Genomic DNA, 12,170 nt, shown 5'->3' with positions numbered 1-12,170 from the left:
CTGGAGATCATGATGACGCGTGACCTTGAAAAGCTGGTGGCGCAGACGATCCTGCAAGGGTTTGATGCGCAATATGGACGTTTTCTCGAAGTGACGGCGGGGGCGCAGCAGCGCTTTGAACAGGCTGACTGGCCTGCCGTACAACAGGCAATGAAACAGCGTATTCACCTATACGATCACCACGTTGGTTTGGTGGTTGAACAGTTGCGCTGTATTACCGGTATCCGCTGTGATGACGCGGATTTTTTGGCGCGAGTGAAGCATATCTACACCCGCTTACTGCCGGATTACCCGCGTTTTGAGATTGCTGAGAGTTTCTTTAATTCTGTCTATTGTCGGCTGTTTAACCATCGGGAACTGACGCCGGATAAGCTGTTTGTTTTCAGTTCTCAGCCTGAACAGCGCTTTCGTGAGATTCCCCGACCTATCGCCAAGACATTTATGCCAACCGACGGCTGGCATAACATGTTGGAAAAATTGTTGGGTGATGTGCCGCTGCGGCTACCGTGGGAAGATTTGCCACGTGATATTGGTTATATCGCGGCGTATTTACAGCGCACTTTCTCTGCGGAACAGCTTGCTCAGGCGACGTTACAGGTGGCTAACGAGCTGTTTTATCGCAACAAAGCGGCCTGGTTGGTGGGCAAGCTGTCGCTCCCTGACGGTATTTTTCCGTTCCTGTTGCCGATTCACCACAATGAGCGCGGTGCGCTGTTTATTGATACCTGCTTAACCGGTCAGGCGGATGCCAGCATTGTGTTTGGTTTCGCCCGTTCTTACTTCATGGTGTATGCCCCGTTGCCGTCTGCGCTGGTGGCCTGGCTGCGGGATATTTTGCCGGGGAAGACGACGGCGGAGCTTTACCTGGCGATTGGCTGCCAGAAGCACAGTAAAACCGAGTATTACCGTGAATACCTGCACTACATTGCTGAATCAGAAGAGCAGTTCATCATCGCGCCCGGCGTGAAAGGGATGGTGATGCTGGTGTTTACGCTGCCTTCTTTCGATCGCGTCTTTAAGGTCATCAAAGATCGTTTTGCGCCGCAGAAAGAGGTGAGTGCGGAGCGGGTCATGGCGTGCTATCAACTGGTGAAAGAGCACGATCGCGTTGGGCGCATGGCGGATACGCAGGAATATGAAAACTTCGTCATTGATAAGTATCGCATCAGCCCGGAACTGCTGGATGAGCTTTGGCGTGAAGTACCGGAAAAGCTCGAAGATCTGGGCGATCGGTTGGTGATCCGGCACTTGTACATGGAACGCCGGATGACGCCGTTGAATCTCTATCTGGAGCAGGCAAACGCACAGCAGTTGCATGATGTGATTGAAGAATATGGCAATGCCATCAAACAGCTGGCTGCGGCGAACATTTTCCCCGGCGACATGCTATTCAAGAATTTCGGCGTCACGCGTCATGGGCGAGTCGTATTTTATGACTACGATGAAATTTGCTACATGACCGAGGTGAACTTTCGCAAAATACCGCCGCCGCGTTACCCGGAAGATGAACTGGCCGCAGAACCGTGGTACAGCGTCGCGCCGAATGATGTGTTTCCCGAAGAGTTTCCCCATTTCCTGTGTAGCGACCGCCACATTCGTACGCTGTTTGAGGAAATGCACGGTGATCTGTTTTGCGCGGATTACTGGCGAGCGCTACAGCAGCGTATCAGGGAAGGGCACATTGAGGATGTGTACGCCTACCGGCGGAGGAAGCGTTTTAGCCAGCGTGCTGAGCCGCTATACACCACAACTGAGAATGATTCTGGCCTTTGCCGTTATCCGGCCTAAAAAATTATGCAGCGGTGGGCTCGACTTGTGCTCGGGAACACCGATGGAACCGCGTTAATGGCATAATGTTCGTCAGGAACCTGGGGCCAGGGCGAGCGGTGATTGGGCCGTTCCGTGTCGGGCGCGTGCTACGCGGTAACATGAATATAACGGTATTATCGTGCGCGAAACGGCCTCTTAGTCTGCATAAAAATATTACTAAGACGTTTCCCGGGGGGTCACAGCGCTAACGGTGATTCTTCACACTCCTCTTCCCCATCCTGCTGCACAATCAAGACGTTATACGCTACCGCACAGAACAGTGAGTTCAGTCGGTTCATGTCCCCGAGTAAGCTCAAATGGAGCGAGCTGGTTTCCAGACTCTGTACGTTGTGCTGATGTAAGCGATCGACGTGCGCATGCGCATAACGACGGTTCATAATGCGGAATCGGTGTTTGGCACGACGCAAGCGTTTCGCGCTGGTGATATCCTCCGACAGGAAAACCGATAGCCCCAGACGCAAATTCGCCAGCAGTTGTTCATGCAGTTGATTCAGCTCTTCCAGCCCCTGTGCAGAAAACGCCATCCGCACGCCGGAGGAATGATTGGCGATGTCGTCTGCCATGCGCTCGATAATATCTCCCGCCTGTTCCAGATTCAGCGCCACTTCGATCACTTCAGCCCAGCGTCGGGAATCCCGTTCATCCAACCCATCTTTCTGAATCTGCGCCAGATAGAGCTTAATCGCGGTGTAAAGAATATCGACATCATCATCAAGCCGGCGAATCTCCCGGCGCTGCATATGGTCGCCCTGCAACACGTCGCGGTACAACCGCAGCATCTGCTCCAGCACATCACCAATTCGCAGCGTTTCCCGCGCAGCATTGGTCAACGCCAGCGCTGGCGTGTCCAGCGAGCTGGTGTCCAAATGGCGCGGTTTCATCTGAAGATCGACCTGCGGTGAGTCCGCAATCATCATACAGGACAGGCGCGCCACCACGCCGGTCAGCGGAATCAGCAGCAGGCAACGGATCAGGTTGTAGAACAGGTGGAAGTAAATCACCAGCTCTTCTGCACCCAGCGGAATACGCGTCAGCCAGCGCGAAAGCGGCTCAACCAGCGGCATCACGGCCAGACACCCGATCAGCTTGAACAGCATGCTGCCGAGCGCCACGCGTCGCCCCTCCGCATTCTGCGTCGAGGTGCTCATCATCGTCAGCAATCCACTACCCAGATTGGCACCAATGACCAGACACATCGCCACTTCCAGCGAAATCACACCGCTTGCCGTCAAGGTAGCTGTCAGCAGCACCGCTGCCAGACTGGAATAGGTAATCACCGCGAACAGCGCGCCAACCAGTGCGTCCAGCATGACGTCGCCCGTCAACGAGGAAAACAGCACCTTCACGCCCGACGTCTGCGTGATCGGGGCAGCAGCCACGACAATCATTTCCAGCGCCAGCAGAATCAGCCCGAGCCCAATCGCCACACGGCCAATCTGACCAACCCGCGTCTGCTTGCGGCTGAGGAAAAATATCACGCCAAGAAAAATCAGCAGCGGAGAAAGCCAGGACAGATCGAACGTCAGAATTCGCACCATCAGTGCCGTCCCGACATCAGCCCCGAGAATAATCACCAGCGCAGGCGTTAGCGCCACCAGCCCCTGTGAGACAAACGAGGTCGTCAGCAACGCGGTCGCATTGCTGCTCTGCACCAGCGCAGTAACGCCAATACCGGCCATAAAAGCCAACGGTTTTTTCTCAACGCTGTCGCTGAGAACCCGCCGTAGCTGGGTGCCATAAACCCGCATAATACCGGTACGGACAATGTGAGTGCCCCACACCAGTAACGCAATCGCAGAAAGGAGATTCAGCAGTGTTAACAAAAAATCCGCGCCTCCAGCTAAACATGTGTTGATGAAATACGATCTGTTGATGACGTAATGAACGACCATCTTACCAGATGTTAGCAGACCGTATTGCGAGGCAGCCCGCGCCGGAGCAAAATCGTTCAGTAGTCAATTAATGATAAAAATTAATTAACTGACAATATTTAAAAAACAGAATCCAAATCAATAAGCCCATAATTTTGCCTCACGCCTTCCCCGGTTAGCGCTATGCTCTTTTTATCCCTATGACTCTTATGGGTTATAGTCCCGCATTATTCCGCTAGCTCGTGTAAGGAAAATGGATGAAGACGAAAACCTCGTATGGACTGAACTGGCTCCCACTGATCGTGATTCTTGCCATCGCCGCCTTTTTTTGGCAAATGGAACCCCCAACCGGCTTAAGCCCCGCCGCCTGGCACTCCGCCGTCATTTTCGTCGCAACGATCGTGTGTATTGTCGCGAATGTTCTCCCGATTGGGGCTATCGGTATTATCAGTATCACGATCTTTGCGCTGACGTATGCCGCAGGGGATACAACGGCCAGCAGCGCGATACAGACCGCACTCAGCGACCTGAACAGCTCGCTGATCTGGCTGATTGTTGTGGCATTCATGATCGCTCGCGGATTTATCAAAACGGGTCTGGGCCGCCGCATCGCCTTGCAGATGATCCGTCTGCTTGGGAAACGCACGCTGGGTCTGGCTTACGGGCTGGCCTTTGCCGATCTGGTACTTTCCCCTGCGATGCCGAGCAACACCGCACGCTGCGGTGGGATTATTTATCCGATTGCCGATTCGCTATCGCGCAGCTTCGATTCCAAACCGGAGGATGCCTCGCGGAGTAAGATTGGCACCTTCCTGATTACCTGCATCGGTAACGTTAACGACGTGACAGCAGCGCTGTTTATGACCGCCTACACTGGCAACCTGCTGGCGGTGAAACTCGCAGCCAACGCGGGGGTGACCATCACCTGGGGGAGCTGGTTTCTGGCAGCGCTCGTGCCCTGTTTGATCTCTCTGGCCGTTGTTCCCCTGCTCGTTTACTGGCTGACCAGGCCGGAAATTCGCCATACGCCGGATGCGCCAAAACTGGCCGTCGCCGAACTGGCCAAAATGGGCAACATGAGCCGCGGTGAATGGCTGATGGCATTTACCGTCATCCTGCTGCTGGTGCTGTGGATTTTTGGCGACCGCTTAGGTGTGGATGCCACAACGGCCTCGTTCGTTGGGCTGTCTTTCCTGCTGTTGACTGGCGTACTGAGCTGGGAAGACGTGAAGAGCGAGAAAGGCGCCTGGGATACGCTGATTTGGTTCGCTGCCCTGCTGATGATGGCGAATCAGTTGAAAAAGCTCGGCTTCACGAACTGGTTTGGCGATCTCATCGGCAGCAACATCGGCCACCTGATGCAGGGAACCAGTTGGGTATTGGTGCTATTGCTGCTGAATGCGGCCTACTTCTACACTCACTATTTCTTCGCCAGCGGCAACGCGCAGATCGCCGCGCTTTTTGCGGTGTTCCTCGGTGTCGGAATCAACCTGAACATTCCCGCGGTGCCGATGGCGTTCATGCTGGCGTTTACCAGCAGCCTGTACTGTTCACTGACGCAATATACCCACGCACGCGGCCCCATCCTGTTCGGCGCGGGCTACGTGCCCACCGCTATCTGGTGGCGCACGGGCTTCGTCGTCAGTCTGGTCAATCAGGCGATCTTTATGAGTGCGGGTCTGCTGTGGTGGAAGGTCATTGGTCTGTATTAAGTGTGAGAGAAGGAATGAAATGAAAAAGCCGGGTTGCTCCGGCTTTTTTATCACAGAGAAAACAAACGATTAGAACGAATAAGAGACGCTGCCAACAACGCTGCGCTCGGCACCGAAATAGCAGAATTCCAGCGAGTTACAGGCGGAGACATAGCGTTTATCAGTCAGGTTGTTCACATTAAGCTGCGTGCTTAGCCCTTTCAGACTGAGGGATCCCCACAAAATCATCGCTAATAAACCAGCACCATATTTCGGTAGGTGCTGGTGAGTTGGGCTAAAATACTCTCCAGCTTCACTCGCCTGATTATTCGCGGTGAATGCCGCAGTACATTTTCCGCCAGTGTCAAAAACGATATCACTCTTCGACTTTTAAGGCTGTTCGCCTGATAATGAAGATGAAGACCTTTATTTTCAAAATGATATCCTAATAACCAGAGAACAATTGATGCCAGTGTTGCCAGCAAACTCAGCACCCAAAGCCGCTCACCCGTTTTGCTTCCACAGGCGCGTAAGCCAAAGCCAAATCTCTCACTCTTTTCATCGCGAAAGTTTTGTTCAATCTGCATTCTCCTGCTGTAGAGTTTCATAATTTCATGGGGCTTGAATTCATCAGTACTGGTAAATAGCAGCCACGGCTCTTTAGCTGACGCACGCTGTTCTTTTTCTGTTGTGGGATGGCTCGGTTTCCCTTTGCGACGTTGGCTTTTTCGGCCTTTCGGCGCTTTTTTATAAAGATAAAAATGTCCGTTGCATTGCGCCTTTTTTGAACGCGCCAGCGTTCCGGCTCCCAGATATTCCGCGCGCGCCGTGCCAGTACAGTCTTTCACGTTCAGCCAGCGTTCCGGGCCATGATGAAGGCAAAATTTTACGTTTCCCCGGATGCGACCAATAAAGTCCCATCCCAGTGCTTTGATATGCCGAAACCATTCATTGTGGAAGCCCGCGTCGGTGATGAGGGTGACTTTCATTTGCGGGGCAATAGCACAGGCAAGCGCGTCAAGAAAGGCTTTCTGTATCAAAATATTGTTTTGCTTTTCTGACGGAACCACCTGACTCATCAAGGGGATAGCGCGGCCATCACAGACAAGGCTGGCACGCAGGACATGAAAATCCTGAGAGGGATAGCCACTCCAGTCGACGGCAATAACACACCACGGCATGTTTTTGGTCATCATGGATGTAATCTGATTAAATATTTTCGGGATATCGTGATGAAGCGCAGTGTTTCCCAAAAGGCGGTCAACCCGTTTTATTTTATCTTTCACGCGAGCAGGGCCGGGTAAATAACGCCCGATGCAGGTGAGTGAAAGCGTGGCACCGCTTATCAACGCAGCGGTGGAATCAATAAGCGCATGTTGTCGATATTGATGTGTTGAAGCTAAAGCGTGACGGAAAAAAGTCTGGCATACTTTACGGACAGGCATAGGGTGATCTCATTGAATTTTTTGGCGAAAATCAGTAGATCATAAAACTCTATGCCTGTCTTGTTTTCTGGGGATTCCTCAGCCTTTCAGACCCACTTTCGAGAGATCGTATCCTATCGCCATATCCACCAGCGTATAAGACGGCAGCGTGTGGGTATTGGCACGATCGGAGGTCACACCGTTCACGTAACGCACGCCAGAACCAATAGTCAGGCTATCCAGCGGACCGCTTTTGACATCATAGCTGGCCCAGGCGCTGGCCTGATTGCGCGGCGCGTACACCGCACGCTTTCCTTGCTCAGCCACACTGCTTTTCTTATAGCGAATATCCGTATAGGTATAAGCGGCTTGCAGACGCAGATTCTCCGTAATATGGCTCACGGCCTCCAGTTCCACCCCTTCTGACTCGATTTCACCAATCGAACGGTAAGGATCGTTAGGCTGAACTTTGGTCGCCACATTTTTCTGATTAATACGGAATACCGACAGGCTGTACTGATCCTGAGAACCTTCAGGCTGATACTTCATCCCGGCTTCCCACTGCTTGCCCTTCATCGGTTCCAGTACGTTGCCGCTATCATCAGCGAAGCTGGTCGGCGTAAAGGCCGTGGAATAGCTGACATACGGCGCAAAACCACTATCAAATAGATAAAGCAACGCGGCACGCGAGCTAAAGTTGTTTTTATCCAGCTCGCTGTGTGTCCCTTTCGTTTGGTTAATGTGGGTCACTTTCACCTGATCGTGTCGACCGCCCAACGTTAAACGCCAGCGTTCCCAGCTCATTTGATCCTGCATATAGATGCCGGTTTGTTGCAGCTTGTGTTTTTCCAGCGTGCCAGACATGGCTGTTGGCCCAGAACCGTAAACGGGATTAAACGCGTCGATCGCCGGGAAGGAACCCGAAGGCCAGTTCACATTGTTATTACGCTGCTGATAGTCGATTCCCACCAGTAGACGGTGGTTTACCGCGCCGGTATCCACGCTACCATCAAGCTGATTATCTAACGTGATCGCCGACAGCGACTCACGGGAACCGGAGTAGTAGCGAGTCAGTGTATTGTTACCCAACGGTTCCCAGCCATAGGCATATACCTGATCCAAATGCACCTTAGTACGCAGATAACGCAGTTTTTGGCGCACCGCCCAGCCACTATCAAAACCGTGCTCAAAGTTGTATCCCACCATGTTTTGCTTACGGTCGTATTTCTCATAATTCTCTTCCCCTTCATAGAAGGTGTTCGAGATTTTCCGCCCGTTATGCGCCACCACCGTGCCTTCATACGGTAAACCCGAATGGCTGCCGCCCTCAGGATCGCGTTGCAGGTAAGCCATCAATTCCAGACGCGTCTTGTCGGAAATCCGCCACAGCAGGCTAGGCGCAACCGCATAGCGTTCTTCTTTCAGCGGCCCAAATTGGGTATCCGCTTCACGGACCATCCCACCCAGACGGAACGCAAAACGCTCGTCATCATCCAGCGGCCCGGTAACATCAAACGCCGCACCACGTTGTGCATTGTTGCCTGCGAACAGTTTGATCTGTCCACTGCGATCGAAGGATGGCTGGCGGGAATTCAGCGCCACAATCCCGCCAGGAGAAGAACGGCCGTAGAGTACGGACGCCGGGCCTCTGACCACTTCAATGCTGTCGAGGAACCAGGGATCGATAACCAGCGAACTATGGGAGTTGGTATCCCCCATCACCTTCAGCCCATCGAGATAGACGTTATCTAGGCTACCGTCGGAAAAGCCGCGCAGAACCATGTAGTCAAAGCGGTTGGAGGCGCCGATCTGGTTGTTATACACACCCGGTGTATAGCCAACCGCCTGCCGAACGCTGGTCGCCCCTTGTTCCTGAATCTGATCGCGCGTAATGATAGAAACGGCCTGAGGAGTCTCAATATCCGGTGTTTCCAGCTTGGTCGCACCGCGTTGCGTTTGAGACGTGACGACTAACGTATCACCCTGAGAAGAAGGGGATGGCGTATCCTGCGCCAGTACCGACACGGTAAATCCACCGGTGAAACAGCCGACCACCAGCGCCAGTCGCGTTTTTCTGAACATGGGAATCTCCACAAAACCTTATTATTGTAAATAAGAATTATTACCGTTTTTGGTTTTGCAATAGCTATGCGCAGTGACAGCTTGCGTATGCGCAATGACAAAACGGGAACTCAGGGAGAAAATGTCAGGCGGGCAGCCTCTGACATAAATAATGTTCGGGAGAGTAATGAAGGGAAACGCTAGCTGGGCATACGTGCATCGCTTGGTGCCATACCGTAACGTCGCCGGAAAGCCGTGGCAAAGTTGGTCGCGTGCTGGTAGCCCGACATCCAGGCCGCCTGCTGAACGCTGTATCCCTGTGCCAGATAGCGTCGAGCCAGCTCCAGCCGACAGTCGCGCAGGTAATCAAAAACCGAATGACCATACGCCTGACGAAACTTGGTGCGCAGGCTGCTGCTGCTCATCGCGGCCAGTTGTGCCAGTTCATTCAGGGTGTATTCTTTTTCAGGCTGCTGAGCCAGAAGCCGGCGAACGTTCTCCAACCGCTCCTGTTCACCGGGGGGAGGTAATACGCGCCGCTCTCCAGCGCATTGCCCGAATGACAGGCCTTGCCCTAGCAGTTGTAGCATCACGCCTTCCAGCATCAGTTGGCGGGATAGTCCCGGCGTGGTGCTTTCCAGCGCATGCTGTAACCCAGATAACAAATGTCCCGGAACCTGCCATAAAAACGTCGGATTCCCCTCTTGTTCCCACTCGTTCAGCAACGAACCCAACAGCGGATTCAAAGCAAAAGTGGCGGGAAAAATACCCAGTGATACGGTGCGAAGGTGGCAATCCGCAAGGTGGCTGGCGTTCATGACTAACGGGTCGCCCAGCCTGGTGCTGAATGCCATACCTGACCGCACCACAAACTCCTTACCGTTCAGGCGCAGCGCGACGCACCCTTCCAGCACCACCAACGTATAAAACGGGCAGCAGTGCAAAGACGTCGATTCGTAGGGCTGCAACACGCGCACGTTGGAATTCGTCAGGCAAATACCGGAGGAGAGCGTCATTTCTTCGACATCACCCTGCACGACGATACGTTTTTCTTTCGTGCGATCGCGGCAAGACGAAAGTTGAGGGAAGTGGTAATCAATCCCGTAACGTTCACCGATGTCGAAGAAATCCTCAATGGAAAAGAGTCGTTTGAGCATGAGCGGGAAGATATCCTCATCCTGTTTAACGCCCAGAGTCAGGTCTGAGATTAACGGACATAGCGTGACGCAGCGACGTATTCGCTACAAAGATCGTTATTCACCTTAGCATTGTGCCGCAAGTGCATCAATAAGACTGATACGTATTCTCATTAAAGCCAGAGAAAAGAAATCTTCAGCCAACCGTTATCGAGTCAGACCCTGCCGTACAATTTCTGCGTATACAAAAGGGGAATGTTTTTCCAGATGACGAAGCGAGCAATCCTCTAAACGATAATCGGTAAAGTGGTCTGTTCGCATTTTACGGTGCTCAGGGCTGTCGAGCTTCAGTCGGGATATTGTCAATTCCGCCTGAATAGCATACGGCGAACCTTTAGGATATAACGCATAATTAGGGCTAATTTCACCCGATGCAAAATTAATTACAAAGGTATTTGGCTGCAAACTGATTGGATCCAGCACATCATCAAAGTCATTCTTGTTGCGATTCGGCCCTAATGCGCTGAGGCGATAATTCCCCCATTCATAGGCATCACCAGCGTTACGTGATTTAGCAACAAAATGATCGGTAGAAGATGCCCCTGTCACCCACTCAAAATAAATAGCCAGATAGGTACAGACACCGCTATAAGATTCCCAAAGCGAATAATTACTGTGCGTCCAGTAATTAGGTAAGTCAGAAGCTTTTGGCGGTGGTGAATTGAGGGAAATCCCTTTTTTACGCAACCAGCTATGCCCCTTCTGACGCACCTCTACATCAAAATCATCAGGCTCCACCTGTAACACTACCGGAATCATCTTTGCGCCCCTTTTTTGTTTTTTTATCCTGAACAGAATTGGTTTTGCTATCTCGGATCGCTCTCCAGCGAAACAGAAATTCATCTTTTGCGTCCAGCGCAGTCAGTAAACGCTGATACATCGCATCCAATTCACTGCCGGATGCCGCTACCTTATCCAGCAGTTTGGCCGCCTCATCCACCAATTTTTCATATTCAAGCGGTCTGCTGCTTGTTAAATCAAATGCTTCGCTGGTCAGCCAATTACCCGCATCACCGTATTTCTCGAATTCACGTTGTTCAAGCGCAACGACACCGTCACTAAAGTCCAGATCAAACCAAGCATCCTGCTTGTCATCAAATAACGGTTCTACTGACGTCATCACCAGTGGGGAGTGCGTGGTAGTAATCAATTGCACCTGCGCTTTAGCATTCAACTTTCCAACGACTTTCAGCAACGCCGGAACAATGCTCCGCTGCCAGCTTGGATGAAGGTGAGATTCCACTTCATCAATGAGAAACGTAATCTGAGGCGTTACCGCTTCACCCAACAATTTGGCGGCTTGCTGATGCTCTTCCCATGCCCAGACCAAAAAATAAGCTAGCGCCAGAATACGTCGCATCCCCGAAGAAGCATGGAGTATCGGCACATCCTTTTGATAAGGCATCCTAAGCGTCGGGATTTCGCGCACATCATCAAGGCTAATGCGGATCAACTCTCCCAGCGAAAGCACCTCAGTTGCAGAGGGAGAGAGTACCTTTAACACCGCATTAAAATGCTTGAACGCCGCGCCTTTCTCTTTTTGCCAACTGGCGATGTCCCGAATCAGCCCGTTACAAAGCCAAGAACGTTCATCCCCCGGCAAACCATCCCATACTTCCGCTGGGCTTAATACATAAGCGGGTACTCGCTCCTGTACATCAATGCCTTCCTGCGTATTCCAGTAATTGCGATGAGGATCCCATACTGCAAAACTGCCATCCGCCATAGCATAAAGAACTAAGCCTGGGTTGGCGGGGCGACCCGCTCGACCAGTCCAACTTTGCTCACGTCGGGCATAATGGCTCTCGTAGCGTTCAGTTTTGACTTTGCCCGCAAACGAAAAGGCGATACTGGCTTTGCTGACTTCTTCAGATGTGATTACAGGCGCTGGTAATGCTTTTTTGCCAGCGGTCAATTTAGGATTCACTTCCGCAGGCCACCTACGGGTCAACGCCCACCAGGTAATATCCAGCAAAAAACTTTTACCTAAGCCGTTGTCGCCCGTTAACAGATTAAGCCGATGGCCAAATGTGAGATGCATCATGCTGGCAGGCCCAACATTCGCAATGCTGAGTTCGTGGATCATCTCCCCCCCTT

The 12,170-nt window shown here is 52.2% G+C and carries 7 protein-coding genes and 2 pseudogenes; 2 read left to right on the top strand and 7 right to left on the bottom strand.

What is annotated here, in order from left to right:
• Nucleotides 1-12 precede the first annotated feature (12 nt).
• Entirely contained in the window at nt 13-1,788 is a 1,776-nt protein-coding gene (gene aceK, locus O1Q74_RS17695) for a bifunctional isocitrate dehydrogenase kinase/phosphatase (protein ID WP_271878982.1), read from the top strand.
• A 218-nt stretch (nt 1,789-2,006) separates the two neighbouring features.
• Here aceK and O1Q74_RS17690 read toward each other — a convergent pair whose 3' ends face one another.
• Entirely contained in the window at nt 2,007-3,653 is a 1,647-nt protein-coding gene (locus tag O1Q74_RS17690) for a Na/Pi cotransporter family protein (RefSeq protein WP_271874864.1), read from the bottom strand.
• 305 nt (nt 3,654-3,958) lie between these two features.
• Here O1Q74_RS17690 and O1Q74_RS17685 point away from each other — a divergent pair, with 305 nt between their 5' ends.
• Nucleotides 3,959-5,413, top strand: a complete 1,455-nt coding sequence (locus O1Q74_RS17685; RefSeq protein ID WP_271874863.1) for a DASS family sodium-coupled anion symporter — start codon at nt 3,959-3,961, stop codon at nt 5,411-5,413.
• A gap of 69 nt (nt 5,414-5,482) precedes the next feature.
• Here the strand turns inward: O1Q74_RS17685 and O1Q74_RS17680 are convergent.
• The 6 genes and pseudogenes from O1Q74_RS17680 to O1Q74_RS17655 all read right to left on the bottom strand — a co-directional run.
• Nucleotides 5,483-5,626 (bottom strand): annotated as a pseudogene (locus O1Q74_RS17680) (hypothetical protein); the annotation flags it as partial.
• A gap of 17 nt (nt 5,627-5,643) precedes the next feature.
• Nucleotides 5,644-6,837 carry an IS4 family transposase gene (locus O1Q74_RS17675; RefSeq protein ID WP_271874016.1) on the bottom strand — a complete coding sequence of 398 codons (1,194 nt, stop codon included), beginning with the start codon at nt 6,835-6,837 and terminating at the stop codon, nt 5,644-5,646.
• An 81-nt stretch (nt 6,838-6,918) separates the two neighbouring features.
• Nucleotides 6,919-8,898 (bottom strand): annotated as a pseudogene (foxA, locus tag O1Q74_RS17670) (ferrioxamine B receptor FoxA); the annotation flags it as partial.
• Between the two features lie 179 nt (nt 8,899-9,077).
• On the bottom strand, nt 9,078-10,034 hold the full coding sequence (locus tag O1Q74_RS17665) for an AraC family transcriptional regulator (protein ID WP_271874862.1): 957 nt from the start codon (nt 10,032-10,034) through the stop codon (nt 9,078-9,080).
• Between the two features lie 186 nt (nt 10,035-10,220).
• Nucleotides 10,221-10,832, bottom strand: a complete 612-nt coding sequence (locus tag O1Q74_RS17660) for a hypothetical protein (RefSeq protein ID WP_271874861.1) — start codon at nt 10,830-10,832, stop codon at nt 10,221-10,223.
• Nucleotides 10,801-12,159 (bottom strand): AAA family ATPase, encoded by a 1,359-nt coding sequence (locus O1Q74_RS17655; RefSeq protein ID WP_271874860.1) that lies wholly within the window; start codon nt 12,157-12,159, stop codon nt 10,801-10,803. The genes O1Q74_RS17660 and O1Q74_RS17655 overlap by 32 nt, the downstream gene beginning before the upstream one ends.
• Between the last annotated feature and the right edge of the window lie 11 nt (nt 12,160-12,170).

This window comes from Pectobacterium sp. A5351 (genome assembly GCF_028335745.1).
GTDB lineage: Bacteria > Pseudomonadota > Gammaproteobacteria > Enterobacterales > Enterobacteriaceae > Pectobacterium.
The sequence above is the reverse complement of the archived record's forward strand: the minus strand, read 5'-3'. Positions and strand labels throughout refer to the sequence as shown.